Here is a 19,641-nt window from a genome sequence, read left to right as displayed (position 1 = left end):
GTCTGGGCAACTGGACCCACCGCTCCTAATATGACGGACCGTCAGATCCGGAGGGAAGGGGTCGCCATGGACGCCGGCTTCACCGCCGAGCAGGACGAGATCCGCCGCGCCCTGCGCGAACTGCTGCACAAGCGGTGCGGCGCGCAGGAGCTGCGGGCCGCCGTCGACACCCCCGCCGGGTACGACACCGGGCTGTGGACCGCGCTCGCCGAACAGCTCGGCCTGCCCGGTCTCGCCCTCCCCGAGGCGTACGGCGGGGTCGGCTGCTCGGTCACCGAGCTCGCCCTCGCGGCGGAGGAGACCGGACGGGTCCTCGCCCCCTCGCCCCTGCTCGCCACCGCCGTCCTCGCCGCCCCGCTGATCCTCGCCCTCGGCACCGGGACCCAGCGCGACGCCCTGCTCCCCCGGATCGCCGCGGGCTCGCTGACCGCCACCCTCGCCGCACCCGCGACCGGCCTCGCCCTGGTCGCCGGCAACGACGGGGACTGGGCGGGCGGCGGCCGCGCGGGCGGCGTGCAGGCCCGCCGCGCCGGGGACCGCTGGACGCTGTACGGCGAGATCGGGCACGTCCTGGACGGGCACTCGGCCGGCATGCTCCTCGTCGCCGCGCACACCGGCGGGTTCGCCCGCTCCCGCACCCTGCTCTTCCTCGTCCCCGGCGACGCCGACGGGCTGGTGCGCGCACGGCAGACCGCCCTCGACGCCACCCGCCCCCTCGCCCGGCTCCACCTCAGGGACGTGGACGCCGAGTTGCTGGGCGAGGAGGGCGCGGACGTGCTCGGCGCGCTCGCCCTGCTCGGGGACCGCGCCGCCGCCGTCCTGGCCTGCGAGGCCGTCGGGGCCGCCGACCGGGTGCTGGAGCGGACCGTGGAGTACGTGGGCCGGCGGGAGCAGTTCGGGCGGCCCATCGGCTCCTTCCAGGCGGTCAAGCACCGGCTGGCCGACGTGTACGTGGCGGTCCAGGCGGCACGCTCGGCCGCCTACTACGCGGCCTGGGCCACGGCGCACGGGGAACGCGTCGGCGCCCTCGCCCTCGCCCAGGGGCTCCAGGCGCTGCGCGGCGCCGCGGGCGAGGGGATCCAGCTGCACGGGGGCATCGGCTTCACCTGGGAGCACGACGTCCAGCTGTACTTCAAGCGGGCCGCCGGCGACGAGCTGCTGTTCGGGCCGGTGCACCGGCTGCGGGCGCACGCGGCCGACGCGGCGCGGCTCTTCGGACCGGGACGGCCGGAGGTGGCGGTGTGATCGGGGAACGCGCGGTGCAGCGGATCTCGTCGACGCGGGGGTTCGCCAAGGTGGCCCCCCATGTGATCCCGGCACTGGACCGGGCCGTCCACCGGCTCACCCGCGGGAGGGTCATCCTCAGCGCGCAGATGCTGCCGGGCGTGATCCTTTCCTCCACCGGCGCCCGCAGCGGGCTGGTCCGGCGGACGCCGCTGGCCTGCATGCCCGAGGAGGACGGCCGGAGCTGGATCCTCATCGGCTCCAACTTCGGCCGCACGGACCACCCCGCCTGGACCCACAACCTCCTCGCCCACCCGGACGCCGAGATCAGCTGGAAGGGGAGGGACGTCCCGGTCCGCGCCCGGCTCCTCGAGGGAGCGGAGCGCGCGGCCGTGTGGGACCGGCTGCTGGTGTTCTGGCCGCCGTACGCCGCCTACCAGCAGCGGGTGGCGCGGGAGATCCGCGTCTTCCGGATCGTCCCGAGGTCATAGCGTCGCCAGCCGCTGTACGAGGAGGAAGGCGCCGATCCCGAGCATCGCCGCCCCCGAGGTCCGGGTGACCGCGCGGGCCGCAGCCGGGCGGGCGCCCAGGACCGTGCGGGCCGTGCGGCCGACCGTCAGATAGACGGCGGCGCAGGCCGCCATGTGCAGCAGGCCGAGGGCGGTGGTCTGGGCGGCGACCGGGAGGCGCGCGCCCGTCGTGGTGAGGAACTGCGGCATGACGGACAGGTAGAGCAGCAGGCCCTTGGGGTTGAGGCCGCTGATCGTCGCGCCGCGCAGGAAGACGCGCGCGCCGCCCGTCCGGACCGTCTCGCCGGCCCCCGGGACCCCCGGTCGGCGCAGCACGGTCCAGCCCAGCCACACCAGATAGGCCGCCCCGGCCACCGTCAGCGCGGTGAGCAGCGCGGGGGAGCCCGCGACCAGGACGGCGAGGCCCGCCGCCGCCAGGACGGTGTGCAGGGCGTACCCGCTGACCAGGCCGCCCACGGCCGCCGCCACCTGCCCGCCGCGCAGGCCCGCGGAGATCGCGTACGCCCAGTCGGCGCCGGGGACGCAGACCAGCAGCAGGTCGACGGCGAGGAAGGAGAACAGCAGCCCGAGGTCCATGCTGGGGACATTAGGCGTGAATGGCCCGAAAGTGTTCCCGAAGTTTGCTCATGATCGCGGGGTGCGTGAAAGGATTTTCCCCATGGACGACGTGGACCGGAAAATCCTTGCCGAGCTTCAGCAGGACGGGCGACTGACCGTGACCGAGCTGGCGGCCCGGGTGCGGCTCAGCGTCTCGCCCTGCCACCGGCGGCTGCGGGAGCTGGAGCGGGCCGGCGCCATCAGCGGTTACCGGGCGGTCGTGCGGCCCTCGGCCGTCGGGCTGAACTTCGAGGCCCTGGTGTTCGTGACCATGCGGCAGGAGGACCGGGACACCGTCGCCGGGTTCGAGCGGGCGGTGGCGGAGGTGGAGGGGGTGCAGGAGGCGCAGCGGCTGTTCGGGGAGCCGGACTATCTGCTGCGGGTGGTCGCGGCGGACCTCGCGGCCTATCAACGGCTGTACGACGAACGGCTGGCCACGCTGCCGGGGGTACAGCGGCTGACGTCCACACTGGTGATGAAGCACGTGGTCACCGACCGGCCGCTGCCGGCATAGCGGCAGGCGGCGGCTCACCAGGGGTGAACCACCGCCCGCCAGACAGGACTTGGTGCCTGAAAAAGGACTTCGGCTACTTGGTCGGCTTCTTCCCGGTCACGCCCAGATAGACCAACAGCGCCAGGTTGGGCTTGAGTTCGGCCTGCTTGACACCCCAGCTCTGGAAGCCCTTCTGGTGCGAGGCGACGGCCGCGAGCATCGCGACCAGCGAACCGGCGACCGCCGCCGGGTTCACGTCCTTGTCGACCTTGCCCTTGGACTGCAACTCGGCCACCGCGTCGGCCAGGGAGTTGTTCACGGAGTTCAGGATCTTCATACGGATCTTGTAGAACCGTTTGTCCCCCTCGGCGGCGCCGAGGTCGACGACCCTGAGGATCGCGTCGTTCCTGCGCCAGAACTCCAGGAACCCGTCCACGAGTTCCTGCGCGGTGCTCCAGCCGGCCTTGCCGACCCAGGACCGCCCTTCGAGCAGCTGGGTCAACTGGCCGCCCTCGGTGGCCATGTGCTCGGCGATCTCCAGGACGGCGCCCTCGACGTCCGGGAAGTACTGGTAGAAGGTCGCGGGTGAAGTGCCCGCCTTCCGGGCGACATCGATGACTTTGACGTCCCGGTAAGGGGAGGAGCTGAGCATCTCGCTGAGGCAGTCGAGCAGCTTCTGCCGGGTCGCCTGCCCACGCCGGCCGGCCACGCGGCCGTCGACGGTACGCACTTGTCCTGTCATGCCGTCAGCTTACCGAGGGGTGATGGGAGCGCGATTCGGCCGACTGCAAATGGGGTGCGCGGGCTCTTCGGCGCTGGTGCGCTGGTCTGCGGGGTGCGTGAGTCGCCGTTAGTTTGGCGGTATGGCCGAAAACAGGGCATCCACGTACGGAGAGGGCGTCCCGTGCTGGGTGGACGCGCAGCTTCCCGACGTCGAGGCGGGCAAGCGGTTCTACGGTGAGCTCTTCGGGTGGACCTTCGAGGAGCAGCGGTACGGCGGGGCCGTGTGGGCCCTGCGGGAGGGCGAGCCGGTCGCCGCGCTCGCGCACAAGACGGACGGGCGGATGCCCACCGTCTGGACGGTGTACTTCGCGACCCCCGACATCGAGGGCCTCGCCGACCGCGTCTGGGCGGCCGGCGGACAGGTCGTCACCGCCCCCGTGCCGGTCGGCGACCTCGGGACCAGCGCCCTGGTCACCGATCCGGAGGGCGCCGTCTTCGGGCTGTGGGAGCCGGACACCCACACCGGTTTCGGGGTGCGGCACGAGCCGGGCGCGTTCGTCTGGGCCGAGCTGTACGCACGGGACACCGAGGCGGCCAACACCTTCTACGGCGGGCTCTTCCACGACGCCCTGTTCGGGCCCGGGGCGACCCCCGATTTCGGCCGGGCCCCCGTGCTGGACGTCTTCCCGGCCGAGATGCCGCCCCACTTCCTCGTCCACTTCGGCGTCGAGGACTGTGCGGCGGCCCTCGCCGCGGTGAGCCGGCTCGGTGGGCGGGTCCAGGCTCCACCCTTCGAGACGTCGTACGGGAAAGCGGCCGTCGTCACCGACAATCAGGGGGCGTCCTTCGCGCTGCTGGAGCGTGCCGCCGGGAAGTCCGAGCGCTGAGACCTACTGTTTTGGCGTGAGACATCCCGATGTGCACCCGGGTTCGCAACCTGCGCCTCGGCCAGGAAGAATCAGGGTGCGTGCCGCCATGGCGGTGCGGTGGTGAGACGCTGCACGGGGTCGCGTGCATAAGGGTGTGACGCGGCCCGTACGGGGAGGTGGCAGGCAAGTGGTGGATCAGCTGACACAGCACGATCCGCGGCGGATCGGGCCGTTCGAGGTGCTGGGACGGCTGGGCGCCGGCGGCATGGGGCTGGTCTATCTCGCGCGCTCGGCGTCCGGCCGGCGCGTGGCGATCAAGACGGTCCGTACGGAACTCGCCGAGGACCAGCTGTTCCGCGTCCGCTTCACCCGGGAGGTGGAGGCGGCCCGGGCCGTCTCCGGCTTCTACACCGCGGCCGTCGTCGACGCCGACCCCCGTGCGGCCGTGCCCTGGCTGGCCACCGCGTACGTTCCCGCGCCCTCCCTCGAGGAGATAGTGAACGAGTGCGGGCCGCTGCCGGCCCAGGCGGTGCGCTGGCTCGCGGCGGGCGTCGCCGAGGCCCTCCAGTCGATCCACGGCGCGGGACTGGTGCACCGCGACCTCAAGCCGTCGAACGTCCTGGTCGTCGAGGACGGCCCGCGGGTGATCGACTTCGGTATCGCCTCCGGCGTATCGAACACGCGTTTGACGATGACGAACGTCGCCGTCGGCACCCCCGCCTACATGTCACCCGAGCAGGCCAAGGACTCCCGCAGCGTGACCGGCGCGAGCGACGTCTTCTCGCTCGGCTCGATGCTGGTCTTCGCCGCCACCGGCCACCCGCCCTTCCACGGCGCCAACCCGGTCGAGACGGTCTTCATGCTGCTGCGCGAGGGCCCCGACCTCGAAGGCCTCCCGGACGAGCTGCGCCCGCTCATCGAGTCCTGCATGCAGATGGACGCCACCGGCCGCCCCAACCCGGCCGACCTCCAGGCCCAGCTCGCCCCCCACCTCTTCGGCTCCGGCTCCGACGACAGCGGTACGGCGTCGGCCTGGCTGCCCGAGCGCGCGGTGAGCCTGATCGAGGGCCGCCGCAACGGGCGGACGGCCGTCAGACCGGGCCCCGCCGGCCGCAGCGCGGGCGGCCGCGTCGCCCCCGTGCCGCCGCCGCCCCCGCACGACCCCGTCGTCCCCGCGCGCGTGCCCGTCGGCGCCCCCGACACCGGCCCGGTGCGCCTGGCGGGCGCCCAGGTCCCCATCGGGCCCGGACCGCGCGTCGCCGACGCCCGCGCCGCCGCCGTGAAGGCGCCGCCGCCGGAGGCCGGGCTGGTCGCCAGCTGGTCCAAGCCGCGCCCCGGTGTCAACGGCGCCGACCCCGTCATCCCGGCGCCCCCGCCGGCCCCGGAGCCCGGCGGCGGCTGGCGCCCCTGGCGGTTCCGGATGTCGAACGACGTGTGGGGCACCCCCGCCGTCGCCGACGACCTCGTCTACGTCACCTCCTTCGAGGTGCACGCCCTCGACGTGGCCACCGGACGGCGCCGCTTCAAGACCCGGGACGTCGCCTGGTCGATGGCGGTCGCGGACGGCCGTATCCACGCCTCCGACGGCCCCACCCTCTTCGCCCTGGAGGCCCGCGAGGGCGCCGATCTGTGGCGGTTGCAGACGGACGCCTGGGTCTACTCCCTCAAGGCCGACCGGGGCACCGTCGTCACCGGCACCCGGGGCGGCGGCGTCCAGGCCTGGGAGGCCTCGGGCGGCCAGAAGCTGTGGGAGATCACCGGCGCGCAGACGGACTTCGAGTCCCCCGAGGCGGGCCCGGCCCTGCACGACGGCACGGTCTACGTCTGGCAGGACGCCCGGCTGCGCGCCCTGGACGCCCGCACCGGCGACGAGCGCTGGTCGTACCCCATCGGCGACGCGGCCTCCTGCGGCGGCGTACCGGTCCGGGTGACGCACGCCCCGGACGGCTACGCGTACGTCTCCGCCGGCACCCGGGTGCTCGCGCTGGACATCGCCACCGGCCAGGTGAAGTGGCACTTCGAGGCCCCCGCGGTCTTCCTGTGCCCGCCCGCCTTCGTCCCCGGCCCCGCGGTGACCGGCGGCGGCGTGTACCTCGCCGACTACCTCGGCACGGTCTACGCCCTGGACGCCTCCGACGGCCGCGACCGCTGGCGCATCGCCACCGAGTCCCGGGCCTCCATCGAGCCGGTGCTGGTGGTCGCGGGCCATGTCCACGTGGGCAGCGGCAAGGGGCTCTACACCCTGGACGCGGTCACGGGCACCCCGAAGTGGCGCTTCCAGTCCGGCGGCGACATCGTGGGCACGCCCGCGGTCGCGGAGGGGCGCATCCACTTCGGCTCCACCGACCACCTGCTGTACACCCTCAAGGCCGACGATGGCCGGCTGCGCTGGAAGCTCGCCACCGGCGGCGAGATCACCGGCGCCCCGGTCGTCAAGGACGGCGTGGTGTACGCGTGCAGCAAGGACCGCTGCGTGTACGCGCTGGACGCGGAGAAGGGGACGGGGACGGCCAGGACCGCGTGAGCCGCTGGTCATGGCCGTCGTACGGAACGGGCACCACGTAGTGGCATGGCCGTGACAACTGCTCGCTAGAGTGGCGGCATGATCGCACGGGGGCGCACTCTCAAGTTCACAGCCGTCATCGCCTTGGTGGTCCTGGCCCTGTCCGGGTTCTCGACGAGCACGAAGGGCCGGCACGGGAGCGGTGGTCACAGTGGGGGCGGATGCAGCAGCTCCAGCCAGGACCACGACAGCTCGTCGTCCACCTCGGGTGGCGGCTCGGGGACGTACCACGACTACGACGACTACGACGACGACAACTACGACGACGACTATTCCGGGGGTTCGTCCGGGGAGTCGTCCCCGTCCGGCCATGAGGACGGTACGGCGCGGCTGATCAGCTGTGCGACGGTGGCGGAGGCGTACGCGACGGTCGAGGTCACCAACCCGAACAGCACCGGGAGCACCTTCGACGTCCACCTCACCTTCATGGAAGCCGACGACGACGTGGTCGACGGCACCACCGAGCAGGTCACCGTGCCCGCCTACGGCACGAAGACCCTGCGGATCGAGGTGACCGACGTCGAGGAGAACGCCGCCAAGGTCGACCACTGCGACCTGGACCCGGTCGCCTCGTCCACCTGGGACGACGTCACCGGGTCCTGAACCCGGAGCGGCGGGCGGCGAACAGCTCCGCCTGCCGCTCGCCCGGCAGGTTCCCCAGCGAGATCAGATGCGGGGCCTGAGCGAACCCGGCGGCGAGAGCGGCCTCCTTGGCCGCCCACAGGGCGCGGACCGTGCCCTGGACGCCCTCGGCCGGATACCCGGCGATGACCGCGGCACACTCCACCGCCGCCTCCAACGCCGCGCCGGGCTCGGTGAGTTCGGAGACCAGCCCGACGGCGAGGGCCCGCTCGGCGGAGACCCTCTCCGCCGTCCCCATGAGCATCATCCGGGCGACCTCGCCGTACGGCATCCGCTGCGCCAGGAGGACCGACTCGTAGGCGCTGACCATGCCGTAACTGGTGTGCGGGTCGAAGAAGGCGGCGGTGGTGTCGGCGACGACGAAGTCCGCCTCCCCGAGCAGGTAGAAGGCGCCCCCGCAGGCCATGCCCCGCACCGCGGCGATCACCGGTTTCCACAGGTCGTTCGCCTTGGGCCCGACGCGCAGGAGCGGATCGTCGGTCATGTAGGGGGAGCCGGGCTGCGGAACCTCGGCGTCCCGGTCCAGGCCGGTGCAGAAGGCGCGCTCGCCCGCCCCGGTGAGGACGATCGCCCGCACGGTGTCGTCGAACCGCAACGCGCCCCAGCACGCGACGAGTTCGTCGCGCAGGGCGAGGTCGATGGCGTTGAGCCGGTGCGGCCGGTCCAGGGTGACGACGGCAACGCCGGTGTCCTGGTCGGCCGTGATCCGCAGCCCGCTCACGCCGCCACCCACTGCACGAGCCCGTCGGCGAACACCGCCCGCACCCGGGCGCCGATCCGGATCCGCCCCGGATCGACGGAGTCGAGCGGCGCCCCGGCCGAGGCGACCAGGTTGCCGACCAGCCGGATGCGGGGGTCCTCGTCGAGTTCGACGACGACGACGTTGTACGGCGCCCGCTCCGCGTAGTCCGGCAGGAGCGGGGGATGGGGGACCACGTACGACCAGACCCGGCCGTAACCGCTGACCTTCTCCCAGCCGCTGTCGAAGGACTGGCAGCGCGGGCAGCACGGGCGGGGCGGGAAGCGGGGTGCGCGGCAGTCGGCGCAGGTCTGGACGCGGAGTTCGCCCTGGGCGGCGTAGTGCCAGAAGGGGGCGCCCTCGGGGTCGACGACGGGGGTGAGCACGGGTTACCTCCTGAGCAGGAGCGCGGACGTGGGGACGCCCTCACCGGCGGTGACCAGGCAGGTCGCGGCGTCCGGGACCTGGGCGGCAGCGGTCCCGCGCAGCTGCTTGACGCCTTCGTTGATGAGGTTGAAGCCGTGGACGTAGGCCTCGCTGAGGCCGCCGCCGCCGGTGTTGAGCGGCAGCCGCCCGCCGATCTCCAGGGCGCCCTGCTCGGTGAACGCCCCGCCCTCGCCGCGCCCGCAGAAGCCGTAGCCCTCCAGGGAGAGCGGGATCAGGGCGGTGAACGCGTCGTAGATCTGGGCGACGTCCACGTCCTCGGGGGTGAGGTCGGCGTGCTTCCACAGATGCCGGGCGGCGGTCCAGGCGGGGCCGGAGAGCGGGTCGTCGTTCCAGTAGTTGACCATGCCGTGGTGCTGGGCGGGCAGGCCCTGGGCGGCGGAGTGGACGTAGACCGGGGTGTGGGGGCAGTCGCGGGCGCGCTCCCTGCTGACGACGACACAGGCCAACGCCCCGTCCGTCTCCAGGCAGTTGTCGAACAGGCAGAGCGGCTCGCTGATCCAGCGGGAGGTCATGTACATCTCGCGGGTGAGGGGGCGCTCGTACATGACGGCGGCCGGATTCTGGTTGGCGCGGTTGCGGCAGGCGAGGGCCACGTTGAACAGGTGGTCCCGGGTGGCGCCGTACTCGTGCATGTAGCGGCGGGTGAGCATGGCGATCTCGTCGACCGGCCGCAGCAGCCCGTAGGGGCGGGTCCACTGGGCCGGGGTGGGGAGTTGGGCGACGGTGTCGCGCCAGGGCCGGGGTCCCGAGCCGCGCTTGCGGGACCGCCAGGCCACCCCCACCGTCGCCTGTCCGCAGGCGATGGCGGCCGCGAGATGGGCGACGGTGGCGCAGGAACCGCCGCCCCCGTAGCCGACCTTGCTGAAGAAGGTGAGGTCGCCGAGGCCGACCGCCTTCGCCAGCTCCACCTCGTCGGTCTCCTCCATGGTGAAGGAGGCGAGCGCGTCGACCTCGCCCGGGGCGATGCCGGCGTCGTCCAGGGCGGCGAGAACGGCCCGGCAGGCGAGCGTTCTCTCGTCCTCGGGGAGGTTCTTGGCGAAGGGCGTCTGGCCGATGCCGACGATGGCGGTGGCGTCCTTGAGTCCGGTCATGGGGCACCTCCGCGAGGGCTGTCCACCTGGCTGACAGTGCGTCAGGCTACAGCTAATCTGACGGTCAGTCAGCTAGTGGGTTCTGGAGGCCGGTTGTGCGCGGAGACGAGGAGTGGGGAAGCGTTCCGGGTCTGGTCCGGTCGGCGGCGCGGCGGTACGCGGACGTGGAAGCCGTCGTGGAGGGCCGTACCCGGGTGACGTACGCCGAACTGGGCGAGCGCGTGGAGCGGGCGACGGCGGCCTGCGTGGCGAGCGGGGTGGCACCCGGCGACCGGGTCGCGATCTGGGCCCCCAACAGCCTGGACTGGATGGTCGCGGCGCTCGGCGCGGTGTCCGCCGGGGCGGTGCTGGTGCCGCTGAACACCCGGTTCAAGGGCGGCGAGGCGGCCGACGTCCTGCGCAGGAGCGGCGCGCGCCTGCTGTTCGTGACGGGCACCTTCCTCGGCACCTCCTACGTCGCCTCGCTGCGCAGGGCGCTCGCGGACGGGCCCGGGCTGCCCGCGCTGGAACAGGTCGTCGTCCTGTCCGACGACGCCCCGGCCGACTACCGCAGCTGGAAGGACTTCCTCGCCGGCGGGGACGGCGTGGACGAGGCGGAGGTCCGGCGGCGGGCGGCCTCGGTGCGCGGCTCGTGGCCCTCGGACATCGTCTTCACCTCCGGGACCACCGGCCGCCCCAAGGGCGCGGTCATCACCCACGCCCAGACCCTGCGGGCCTACGCGATCTGGAGCGAACTGGCGGGCCTGCGGCAGGGCGACCGGTATCTGATCGTCAACCCCTTCTTCCACACCTTCGGCTACAAGGCGGGCGTGATCGCCTGCCTCATGCGGGGCGCGACGATGATCCCCCAGCCGGTCTTCGACGTGGACACCGTGCTGGCGAACATCGCCGCGGAACGCGTGTCCGTGCTGCCCGGCCCCCCGACCCTGCACCAGTCCCTCCTGGACCACCCCTCCCGGACGGCCCACGACCTGTCCGCGCTGCGCCTGGTGGTGACCGGCGCCGCGGTCGTCCCGCTGACCCTGGTGGAACGGCTGCGCGGCGAACTCGGCGTGGAGACCGTCCTCACCGCCTACGGCCTCTCCGAGGCGAGCGGCGTCGTCACCATGTGCCGCCGCGGCGACCCCCCGTCGGTGATCGCGTCCACCTCGGGGCGGGCGATCCCGGGCACGGAGGTCCGGGTGGCGGACCCGACCGGCGCCCCCCTGCCCGCGGGCACCCCCGGCGAGGTCCTGGTCCGCGGCTTCCATGTGATGCGCGGCTACTACCAGGACCCGGTCGCGACCGCGGAGGTCCTGGACCCGGAGGGCTGGCTGCGGACGGGCGACGTCGGTGTCCTGGACGAGGCGGGCAACCTCCGCATCACCGACCGTCTCAAGGACATGTTCATCGTCGGCGGGTTCAACGCCTACCCGGCCGAGATAGAGCAGCTCCTCGGCCTCCACCCGGACGTCCTGGACGTCGCCGTGGTCGGCGTCCCGGACCCGCGCCTGGGCGAAGTAGCCAAGGCGTACGTGGTGCGGCGCCCGGGGTCGGTGACGACGGCGGACGACCTGATCGCCTGGTCCCGGCGGGAGATGGCGAACTACAAGGTGCCACGAGAGGTCGAGTTCGTGGGCGAGCTGCCCCGCAACGCGAGCGGCAAGGTGGTGAAGGGGCGGCTGCGCGGGCCGGGGCGGGCGGCGGACGCCGTGTGAGGGCATGCCTCGGCCGCGGCGGCATCCCCTCCGCGCCGCCGCGGCCGATCCCCGTGCGGGAAGAAGCTCCGAGTGGGTCAGGCAGGCTCGTCCGTGACGTGGATGTCCGTCGGCTTCACCGTGTCCGTGCCCGCCTTCTCGTCCGTGACGTGGATGTCGGTGGGCTTGAGGACGTCGCCGTCCGTGCCCGCGGGCGCGTCGGTCACGTGGATGTCGAGCGGCTTGATGTCGCCGTCGTTCTTCGTGGTGTCGGTCATGGGTCCGCAACTCCTGTCAGCCGGCTGTGGACCCGCCCGGCGACTCCCCCGAGGGCCGCCGGACGGGCGTCGAGGACCGCTCACCTTGTCGGCGGCCCTCCGTGGTGGACCCGTCTGCCCCCCGACGCGACGGATCGACAACCTCAGGGTGACGGGATGCGATAAACGAATGATGAACGGCTCCGACCTGGGGCTCAGGCAGCCTGGACGGGAGCCAGCAGCGCGCGTACCTCCTCGGCCTCCGAGGAGCCCAACGCCTCGTAGATGCCGAGGGCGTCCCGCCAGCAGACCCGGGCGCGTCCGGTCTGGCCGATCCCGGCGAGCGCGCGGCCGAGCACCGTGAGGATGTTGCCGCGCCGCCACTCGCCCCCGATGCCGCGCAGCACGGCCAGCGACTGCTCGGCGAGCGCCGCGGCGTCGGCGAGTCGGCCCTCGGCCATCCGGACCTCCGCGATCCGGAAGATCGTCATGCCCTCCCACAGGCGCTGACGGCTGTCCCGGAAGACCTCGAGCGCCTGGCCGAGCCGCTCGGCGGCCTCCGCCAGCTGCCCCGCCTGGGCCAGCGCGAGCCCGAGGGCGTACCGGCCGTTCGCCCCGCGCAGGGAGTGCCCGAGACGGTCGTAGATGTCCGTGCCCCGCTGGGCCAGCTCGATGGCGCTGTGCGTGTGGTTCACGGCCAGGTGGGACCTGGAGAGGTTGCACAGGGCGCTGGCCTCACCGGGGAGGTCGTCGGCCTCCTGGAAGCTGGAGATGGCCTCGGTGAGGTGCGTGGCGGCCTCGACGTGCCGGTTCTGGTAGAAGGCGATGGCGCCCCGGAGGTTGGGCACCCAGCACCGCAGCACCGGGTCGGTGGACTCGCGGGCGAGCGCCGTGGCCTGCCGTGCCTCCTGGTCCGCCTGGTCGAAACGCCCGCCGGCGAGGTGGCTGTCCGCCAGGGTGACCCGGGCGCGGGCCTCCGCGTGGCGGTCGGCGGCCTCGCGGGCCGCCGTCGTCGCGGCCTCGGCGACCGCGCCGAACTCCCGTGAGTTGGCCCCCGACTCGGCCAGGTCCTTGGCGGCCCACAGCAGGTCGACGGCCCGCCGCAGCTGCGGACCGGCGACGGCCTGGCGCACGCACGCCAGGAGGCAGTTCGCCTCCGAGTACAGCCAGTCCTGGGCCCGGTGCCGGTCCGTGAACGTCAGCCCCGGATGGTCGGTCGGCTCCAGATGCTCCACCAGCCGGTCCCCGGGCCGCTCGATCCCGTACACCCCGGCCGCCGTGGCCAGGTAGAAGTCCAGCAGCCGCGACAGGGCCGCGCCCCGCTCGCTCGGCGGCCGTTCGTCGCGTTCCGCGCACGCACGCGCGTAGAGCCGGACCAGGTCGTGGAAGCGGTAGCGGCCGGGGGCGGCGGATTCGAGGAGGGAGGTGTCGACCAGGGACTCCAGGAGGTCCTCGGTCTCCTCCCGGTCCAGATCGAGTACGGCGGCCGCGGCGGACAGCGAGATGTCGGGGCCGTCGGCGAGGCCCAGGAGGCGGAAGGCGCGGGCCTGGGCGGGCTCCAGCTGGCCGTAGCCGAGTTCGAAGGTGGCCTTGACGGCGAGGTCACCGGCCTGGAGCTCGTCCAGGCGGCGGCGCTCGTCGGCGAGCTTCGCGGCGAGCACCGAGACCGTCCAGGTGCGGCGCGCCGCCAGGCGGGACGCCGCGATGCGGATGGCCAGCGGGAGGAAGCCGCAGGCCGCGACGACGTCGAGGGCGGCCTCCCGCTCGCTGCCCACCCGCTCCTCGCCGACGATCTTCGTGAACAGGGCCAGCGCCTCGTCCGGCGACATCACGTCCAGGTCGACGAGGTGCGCCCCGGCGAGGTCCACCATCCGTACCCGGGAGGTGACCAGGGCCGCGCAGCCCGCCGTGCCGGGGAGCAGGGGGCGCACCTGGGCCGCGTCGCGGGCGTTGTCGAGGAGGACCAGGACGCGGCGGTCGTCCAGGACCGAGCGGTACAGCGCCGCCCGTTCCTCCAGGGAGTCGGGGATCGCCGAGTCGGCGGTGCCCAGGGCCCGCAGGAAGGTGCCGAGGACCGTCTCCGGATCCGCGGTCCGGGCGCCCGCGCCCTGGAGGTCGACGTACAACTGGCCGTCGGGGAAGGACGACCGGACCTGGTGGGCGACGTGGACGGCCAGGGTGGTCTTGCCGACGCCGCCGATGCCCGCGAGGGCCGAGAGCGCCATCACGCGGCCCTCCGCGCCGGCGAGCACCTCGCCCAGCTCGGCGACGACGGACGCGCGCCCGGTGAAGTCGGGTACGGTCGCCGGGAGTTGGGCGGGGCGGACGGGGGCGACCGCGGGTTCCGGCTGCGGGGAGGGGGGTTCGGCGAGCGCCGGGTCGGCCCGCAGGATGCGCTGCTGGAGCTCGCGCAGGCCCGCCCTCGGGTCCACGCCCAGTTCGTCGGCGAGCAGCCTGCGGGTGTCGGCGTACACGGCGAGCGCCTCCGCCTGACGGCCGGACCGGTACAGGGCGAGCATCAGCAGCTCGCGCAGCCGCTCCCGCAGGGGGTGGGCGGCGGTCAGGGCCGTCAGTTCCGAGACCGCCTCCGCGTGGCAGCCCTGTTCCAGGTCCATGTCGAGGCGGGACTCCAGGAGTTGCAGGCGCCACTCCTCCAGGCGGACGCGCTGCGAGGAGGCGTACGGGCCCGGCACGCCCGCCAGCACCTCGCCGTCCCACAGGGCCAGGGCCCGCCCCAGCACCTCCCGCGCATGGCACAGATCACCGGTGCCGCGCGCCTTCTCGGCCTCGGTGGCCAGCTCCTGTGCCACCGCGAGGTCCAGGGCGCCCTCGCCGAGGGAGCGGATCGCGTAGCCGCCGGACTCGCTCACCAGGACGTCGGGGCCGAGGACCTTGCGCAGCCGGGAGGCGTAGGTCCGCAGCGCGGCCAGCGCCTGGGACGGCGGCTCCTCGCCCCACAGGGCGTCGATCAGCTCGGCCGCGGTCGCGGTACGGCCCTCCCGCAGCAACAGCGCCGCCAGCAGGGCCCGTTGCTGCGGCGAACCCGTGGGCAGGGATTCCTCGCCGCGCCAGGCGCGCACCGGTCCGAGCACGCCGAAGCACAGCGGCGGTCCGGACTCCGCCGAGGAGCCGGGACGCCGCTGCGCAGGCACCCGCGATACACCGTCCATCGCGTCCCCCTAGACACAGTGAGCAACAACGCCAGTTTGCCTTGTTCATGGCAGATGCGTCAGCTGTGGAGAGCGCGATCACAGGCGGACGCGCGGGAACGGCCAAAGGCTGCCGCCGTACTTCGCGCACTTCCGCACAGGAACCACCAGCACCGGGCACCGTCCCGCCAGCTGACGGACCGTCAGATCGGCGCTACCGTGGGCGCCATGGAGACCATCGCGGCAAGCGCCCCGGAAACCACCCCGGAATTCCCGAAGATCATCTCCGTCGACGACCACACCGTGGAGCCGCCGCACGTCTGGCAGGACCGGCTCCCGAAGAAGTACCTGGACATCGGCCCCCGCACGGTCCGCGCCCCGCTGAAGGAGATGACGTTCCTCGGCGGCCGGTTCAAGCCGGTGATGGGCCGGCCGGGCGACGACGGACCGATCGGCGACTGGTGGGTCTACGAGGACCTGCACCGCCCCCTCACCCGCCTCGACACCGCCGTCGGCTACAGCAGGGACGAGATCAAACTCGAAGTCATCACCTACGAGCAGATGCGCCCCGGCTCCTACGACGTTCCCGCCCGCCTCGCCGACATGGACGTCAACCACGTCCAGTCCGCCCTGTGCTTCCCCACCTTCCCGCGCTTCTGCGGCCAGACCTTCACCGAGGCCGCGGACCGCGAGCTGGGCCTGCTGTGCGTGCGGGCCTACAACGACTGGATGGTGGAGGAGTGGTGCGGCCCGAAGGCGCGGGGGCGGCTCATCCCGCTGACCCTCATCCCGCTGTGGGACGCCGAGGCGGCCGCCGCCGAGGTCCGCCGCATGGCAAGGCGGGGCGTACGGGCGGTCGCCTTCTCCGAGATACCCCCGCACCTGGGCCTGCCCTCCGTGCACACCGACGACTGGGACCCCTTTTTCGCCGCCTGCGACGAGACCGGCACCGTCATCGCCATGCACATCGGCTCCTCCAGCAGGATGCCCTCCACCTCCGCCGACGCCCCGCCCGCCGTCGGCTCCACCATCACCTTCGCCAACTGCTGCTTCTCGATGGTCGACTGGCTGATGAGCGGCAAGTTCGAGCGCTTCGCGAACCTCAAGGTCATGTACGCGGAGGGCCAGATCGGCTGGATCCCCTACATCCTGGAGCGCGCCGACGTCGTCTGGGAGGAGAACCGCGGCTGGGGCGGCGTCGCCGACAAGGTCCACCGCCCGCCGTCCGAGATCTTCGCCGACCACGTCTACGGCTGCTTCTTCGACGACGCCTTCGGCCTGCGCAACCTCGACGCCATCGGCCTCGGCAACGTCCTCTACGAGACCGACTACCCCCACTCCGACTCCACCTGGCCCAGGTCCCGCGAGGTCGGCGAGGCCCAGATGGGCCACCTGCCCCCGGACGTCGTCGAGAAGATCGTCCGCGGCAACGCCATCGACCTGCTCGGCCTCACGCCGGAAGGGCTGTGGTCCGGGACGTGAGGAGGTCGGGCGTGCCCGGGCCGACGGGTGCGGGGCCCTTGCACGCCTTGTCATTTGCCCTGGCGCGCCGCACCATGACACCGCCGCCAGAACTGACGGTCCGTCAAGTCGGCTGGGAGTGCCATGCAGCCTCACCGCACGACCGATGAATCCCCCCGTCCCGCCCCCGCCGCCCCGACCCCTCCCCAGGGGCTCCGGTACGGCATCCAGCTGCCCATCCAGTCCCAGAGCACCCTCTACACCGAGCCCTGGGAGACCGCCGGCGACCCCGCCGACCTCGTCTATGTCGCTCGGGCCGCCGACCACGCCGGGTTCGCCTACGTCGCCGTCTGCGACCATGTCGCCGTGCCGCGCCGCCTCGCGCCCGCGATGAGCACCGTCTGGTACGACCCCGTCGCCACCCTCGCCCACCTCGCCGCGGTCACCGAGCGCGTACGACTGCTCAGCCATGTCGCCGTGGTGGGTCTGCGGCACCCGCTCCTGACCGCCAAGCAGTACGCGACCCTCGACCACCTCAGCGGCGGCCGGCTGACCCTCGGGGTCGGCGCGGGGCACGTGCAGGAGGAGTTCGAGGCGCTGGGGGTCGACTTCCGCCGGCGCGGGGCCGTGCTCGACGAGACCGTCGACGCCCTCAGGGCCTGCCTCGGGCCGGAGGAGTTCCCCGAGCACCACGGCAAGCTGTACGACTTCGAGGGGCTCGGGCAGCGGCCCCGGCCGGCCCAGCCCCGGGTGCCGATCTGGGTGGGCGGCTCCTCGCCCGCCGCCGTACGCCGGGCCGCCCTCAAGGGGGACGGCTGGCTGCCGCAGGGCGACCCGCGCGACCGGCTGCCCGCACAGATCGCCACGATCCGCCGACTGCGCGAACAGGCGGGCTTCGACGCCCCGTTCACCGTCGGCGCCATCGCCGAGCCGCTCTACGTCGGGCAGCCGGCCTGGGACGTCGGACGCCGGACCCTCACCGGGTCCGCGGAGCAGCTCGCCGAGTCCCTGCGCGCCTACCGCGCGATGGGCGTGCACCAGATCCAGGTGCGGCTGCGCAGCCGCAGCCGCGCCGAACTCACCGACCAGATCGCGGCGTTCGGCGCCAACGTCGGACCCCGGCTGTGAGGAGCCATCGCATGGGCAAGCTGGACGGGCGCGTCGTGATCGTGACCGGGGCGGCGCGCGGACAAGGAGAGCAGGAGGCACGGCTGTTCCGGGCGGAGGGCGCCGAGGTCGTGGTCGCCGACGTCCTCGACGAGCAGGGCAAGGCACTCGCCGAGGAGATCGGGGCGCTCTACGTCCACCTCGACGTGAGCCAGGAGTCCGACTGGCGGCGAGCGACCCAGGCCGCCGTCGAGGAGTACGGCCGCCTCGACGGGCTCGTCAACAACGCCGGGATCCTGCGCTTCCACACCCTCCTCGACACGCCGCTCGACGAGTTCATGCAGATCGTGAACGTCAACCAGGTCGGCTGCTTCCTCGGGATCAAGGCCGTGGGTCCGGTGCTGTCCGACGGGGGCACGATCGTCAACACCGCCTCCTACACCGGGATGACCGGGATGGCGGGCGTGGGCGCCTACGCCGCCTCCAAGCACGCGATCCTCGGGCTCACCCGGGTCGCCGCGCTGGAGCTGGCACCGCGCGGCATCCGGGTCAACGCCATGTGCCCGGGGGCGATCGACACCGCGATGTCCAACCCGGCCGTCCTGGACCCGACCGCGGACGGGGAACAGGCCTCCCGGGGGCTGGACCGCTTCTACCGCAAGGTCGTACCGCTGGGCCGGATCGGGCGCCCGGAGGAGGTGGCGCGGCTCGCGCTGTTCCTGACCTCCGCCGACTCCTCGTACATCACAGGGCAGCCCTTCGTGATCGACGGGGGCTGGCTCGCGGGGGTCTCGGTCCTGTGACTCCGGCCGGGCGCAGCTGACCGGTCGTCAGCTATTGACGCTGTCTGCGCCCGGTGCCACAGTCGGCGGCAGATCAGGAATCTGACGGAGCGTCAGAAATGACTGGGGAGGGTGAACCGCCTTGGAATTCGGGCTCTTTGTACAGGGATACGTGGGCAAGCGCGCCGAGACCGATCCGCTGGCCGAGCACAAGGCGCTGATGGAGGAGACCGAGTACGTCATCCAGGCGGACAAGTCCGGGTTCAAGTACGCCTGGGCCTCCGAGCACCACTTCCTGGAGGAGTACTCGCACCTCTCCGCCAACGACGTCTTCCTCGGCTACCTGGCCCACGCCACCGAACGCATCCACCTCGGCTCCGGGATCTTCAACCCGCTGGCCCAGGTCAACCACCCGGTGAAGGTCGCCGAGAAGGTCGCCATGCTCGACCATCTCACCGGCAACCGCTTCGAGTTCGGCAGCGGGCGGGGCGCGGGGTCGCACGAGATCCTCGGCTTCCTGCCCGGCATCACCGACATGAACCACACCAAGGAGATCTGGGAGGAGACCATCGCCGAGTTCCCCAAGATGTGGCTCCAGGACGAGTACGTCGGCTTCCAGGGCAAGCACTGGCAGCTGCCGCCGCGCAAGGTGCTGCCCAAGCCGTACGGGAAGTCGCACCCCGCGATGTGGTACGCCGCCGGGTCGCCGCCGTCGTACGCCATGGCGGCCAAGAAGGGACTCGGGGTCCTCGGCTTCAGCGTGCAGAAGGTCTCCGACATGGAGTGGGTGCTGGAGCAGTACAAGACGGCGGTCGTGAACGCCGAGCCGATCGGGGACTTCGTCAACGACAACGTGATGGTCACGACCACGGCCATCTGCGCGCCCACCCACGCCGAGGCCGTCGAGATCGCCGTCAACGGCGGGCTGCACTACCTGCCCTCGCTGGTGTTCCGCTACCACGACACCTTCCCGCGGCCCGAGGGGTTCCCCGAGTGGCCGGAGACGCTGCCGGAGTACACCGCGGAGTTCGTGGAGCTGCTCATCGAGGAGGAACTGCTGATCTGCGGGGACCCGGACGAGGTGGCCCGGCAGTGCAAGCGGTGGGAGCAGGCCGGGGCGGACCAGCTGAGCTTCGGGTTGCCGGTGGGGGTGCCGAAGGAGGAGACGCTTCAGACGATCCGGCTCATCGGGGAGCACGTGATCCCGAAGATCGACACGGATCCCGTGCACAGGACCACGCGGTTCCGGAGGGGTGTCTGAGCGTCGTGGGCGGCTGCGGGCGTGTGGGGG

Annotated in this window: 18 protein-coding genes; 11 read left to right on the top strand and 7 right to left on the bottom strand. The window is 72.8% G+C overall.

Translation table 11 applies throughout. The features are described 5' to 3' along the window. The first annotated feature begins 66 nt into the window (after positions 1–66). Positions 67–1,245: an acyl-CoA dehydrogenase family protein gene (locus ACH41F_RS18435; protein ID WP_391234227.1), complete on the top strand. Its 1,179-nt coding sequence runs from the start codon at positions 67–69 to the stop codon at positions 1,243–1,245. After that, a complete protein-coding gene (locus ACH41F_RS18430; RefSeq protein ID WP_391234228.1) occupies positions 1,242–1,715 on the top strand; it encodes a nitroreductase/quinone reductase family protein in 474 nt (157 codons plus the stop codon). Before ACH41F_RS18435 ends, ACH41F_RS18430 begins: the two co-directional genes overlap by 4 nt. Here ACH41F_RS18430 and ACH41F_RS18425 read toward each other — a convergent pair. Further along, positions 1,710–2,330, bottom strand: coding sequence for a LysE family transporter (locus ACH41F_RS18425; protein WP_391234229.1), 621 nt, complete (start codon positions 2,328–2,330; stop codon positions 1,710–1,712). The two genes, ACH41F_RS18430 and ACH41F_RS18425, sit on opposite strands and share 6 nt — an antisense overlap. 82 nt (positions 2,331–2,412) lie before the next feature. On the opposite strand from ACH41F_RS18425, the gene ACH41F_RS18420 reads away from it, so the two are divergent. Continuing rightward, on the top strand, positions 2,413–2,865 hold the full coding sequence (locus ACH41F_RS18420; RefSeq protein WP_391234230.1) for an Lrp/AsnC ligand binding domain-containing protein: 453 nt from the start codon (positions 2,413–2,415) through the stop codon (positions 2,863–2,865). A 73-nt stretch (positions 2,866–2,938) separates the two neighbouring features. Here ACH41F_RS18420 and ACH41F_RS18415 read toward each other — a convergent pair whose 3' ends face one another. After that, positions 2,939–3,574: a TetR family transcriptional regulator gene (locus ACH41F_RS18415; protein ID WP_391234425.1), complete on the bottom strand. Its 636-nt coding sequence runs from the start codon at positions 3,572–3,574 to the stop codon at positions 2,939–2,941. 133 nt (positions 3,575–3,707) lie between these two features. Between ACH41F_RS18415 and ACH41F_RS18410 the strand changes: the two genes are divergently transcribed. From ACH41F_RS18410 to ACH41F_RS18400, 3 genes are all read left to right on the top strand, one after another. Next, a complete protein-coding gene (locus ACH41F_RS18410; RefSeq protein ID WP_391234231.1) occupies positions 3,708–4,454 on the top strand; it encodes a VOC family protein in 747 nt (248 codons plus the stop codon). Positions 4,455–4,623: 169 nt separating this feature from the next. Further along, the gene (locus tag ACH41F_RS18405; RefSeq protein ID WP_391234232.1) at positions 4,624–6,960 is read left to right on the top strand and encodes a PQQ-binding-like beta-propeller repeat protein; all 2,337 of its coding nucleotides are present in this window, start codon (positions 4,624–4,626) and stop codon (positions 6,958–6,960) included. Between the two features lie 78 nt (positions 6,961–7,038). After that, a complete protein-coding gene (locus ACH41F_RS18400) occupies positions 7,039–7,602 on the top strand; it encodes a hypothetical protein (protein ID WP_391234233.1) in 564 nt (187 codons plus the stop codon). Here the strand turns inward: ACH41F_RS18400 and ACH41F_RS18395 are convergent. The 3 genes from ACH41F_RS18395 to ACH41F_RS18385 are packed head-to-tail and all read right to left on the bottom strand — an operon-like array spanning position 7,589 to position 9,918. Beyond that, positions 7,589–8,362 (bottom strand): enoyl-CoA hydratase-related protein, encoded by a 774-nt coding sequence (locus ACH41F_RS18395; RefSeq protein WP_391234235.1) that lies wholly within the window; start codon positions 8,360–8,362, stop codon positions 7,589–7,591. The two genes, ACH41F_RS18400 and ACH41F_RS18395, sit on opposite strands and share 14 nt — an antisense overlap. Further along, complete coding sequence (locus tag ACH41F_RS18390) at positions 8,359–8,766, bottom strand: OB-fold domain-containing protein (RefSeq protein ID WP_391234237.1); 408 nt, start codon at positions 8,764–8,766, stop codon at positions 8,359–8,361. Before ACH41F_RS18390 ends, ACH41F_RS18395 begins: the two co-directional genes overlap by 4 nt. Before the next feature lie 3 nt (positions 8,767–8,769). Next, positions 8,770–9,918: a lipid-transfer protein gene (locus ACH41F_RS18385; RefSeq protein ID WP_391234239.1), complete on the bottom strand. Its 1,149-nt coding sequence runs from the start codon at positions 9,916–9,918 to the stop codon at positions 8,770–8,772. A gap of 95 nt (positions 9,919–10,013) precedes the next feature. Between ACH41F_RS18385 and ACH41F_RS18380 the strand changes: the two genes are divergently transcribed. Then, entirely contained in the window at positions 10,014–11,615 is a 1,602-nt protein-coding gene (locus tag ACH41F_RS18380; RefSeq protein ID WP_398836568.1) for a FadD3 family acyl-CoA ligase, read from the top strand. 77 nt (positions 11,616–11,692) lie between these two features. Here the strand turns inward: ACH41F_RS18380 and ACH41F_RS18375 are convergent, their stop codons facing one another. After that, the gene (locus ACH41F_RS18375) at positions 11,693–11,872 is read right to left on the bottom strand and encodes a hypothetical protein (RefSeq protein ID WP_391234243.1); all 180 of its coding nucleotides are present in this window, start codon (positions 11,870–11,872) and stop codon (positions 11,693–11,695) included. Between the two features lie 194 nt (positions 11,873–12,066). Continuing rightward, positions 12,067–15,021, bottom strand: a complete 2,955-nt coding sequence (locus tag ACH41F_RS18370) for a BTAD domain-containing putative transcriptional regulator (RefSeq protein ID WP_398836567.1) — start codon at positions 15,019–15,021, stop codon at positions 12,067–12,069. A gap of 207 nt (positions 15,022–15,228) precedes the next feature. On the opposite strand from ACH41F_RS18370, the gene ACH41F_RS18365 reads away from it, so the two are divergent. The 4 genes from ACH41F_RS18365 (at position 15,229) to ACH41F_RS18350 (ending at position 19,611) form a co-directional block, all read left to right on the top strand. Continuing rightward, positions 15,229–16,482, top strand: a complete 1,254-nt coding sequence (locus ACH41F_RS18365) for an amidohydrolase family protein (protein WP_391234248.1) — start codon at positions 15,229–15,231, stop codon at positions 16,480–16,482. Between the two features lie 123 nt (positions 16,483–16,605). Further along, a complete protein-coding gene (locus tag ACH41F_RS18360) occupies positions 16,606–17,589 on the top strand; it encodes an LLM class F420-dependent oxidoreductase (protein ID WP_398836565.1) in 984 nt (327 codons plus the stop codon). 11 nt (positions 17,590–17,600) lie between these two features. After that, a complete protein-coding gene (locus ACH41F_RS18355) occupies positions 17,601–18,371 on the top strand; it encodes an SDR family NAD(P)-dependent oxidoreductase (RefSeq protein ID WP_398836563.1) in 771 nt (256 codons plus the stop codon). Positions 18,372–18,492: 121 nt separating this feature from the next. Continuing rightward, complete coding sequence (locus tag ACH41F_RS18350) at positions 18,493–19,611, top strand: LLM class flavin-dependent oxidoreductase (protein WP_391234254.1); 1,119 nt, start codon at positions 18,493–18,495, stop codon at positions 19,609–19,611. Positions 19,612–19,641: the final 30 nt, after the last annotated feature.

This window comes from Streptomyces sp. NPDC020489 (genome assembly GCF_044386545.1).
Taxonomy (GTDB): Bacteria; Actinomycetota; Actinomycetes; order Streptomycetales; family Streptomycetaceae; genus Streptomyces.
Note: the sequence above shows the minus strand (reverse complement) of the source record. Positions and strands in the feature narration are given on the sequence as shown.

Coding starts and splice junctions, on each gene's coding strand:
- ACH41F_RS18435 (WP_391234227.1), top strand. CDS start 67: ATGGACGCCGGCTTCACCGCCGAGCAGGACGAGATCCGCCGCGCCCTG.
- ACH41F_RS18425 (WP_391234229.1), bottom strand. CDS start 2,330: ATGGACCTCGGGCTGCTGTTCTCCTTCCTCGCCGTCGACCTGCTGCTG.
- ACH41F_RS18420 (WP_391234230.1), top strand. CDS start 2,413: ATGGACGACGTGGACCGGAAAATCCTTGCCGAGCTTCAGCAGGACGGG.
- ACH41F_RS18410 (WP_391234231.1), top strand. CDS start 3,708: ATGGCCGAAAACAGGGCATCCACGTACGGAGAGGGCGTCCCGTGCTGG.
- ACH41F_RS18400 (WP_391234233.1), top strand. CDS start 7,039: ATGATCGCACGGGGGCGCACTCTCAAGTTCACAGCCGTCATCGCCTTG.
- ACH41F_RS18385 (WP_391234239.1), bottom strand. CDS start 9,918: ATGACCGGACTCAAGGACGCCACCGCCATCGTCGGCATCGGCCAGACG.
- ACH41F_RS18375 (WP_391234243.1), bottom strand. CDS start 11,872: ATGACCGACACCACGAAGAACGACGGCGACATCAAGCCGCTCGACATC.
- ACH41F_RS18370 (WP_398836567.1), bottom strand. CDS start 15,021: ATGGACGGTGTATCGCGGGTGCCTGCGCAGCGGCGTCCCGGCTCCTCG.
- ACH41F_RS18365 (WP_391234248.1), top strand. CDS start 15,229: ATGGAGACCATCGCGGCAAGCGCCCCGGAAACCACCCCGGAATTCCCG.
- ACH41F_RS18360 (WP_398836565.1), top strand. CDS start 16,606: ATGCAGCCTCACCGCACGACCGATGAATCCCCCCGTCCCGCCCCCGCC.
- ACH41F_RS18355 (WP_398836563.1), top strand. CDS start 17,601: ATGGGCAAGCTGGACGGGCGCGTCGTGATCGTGACCGGGGCGGCGCGC.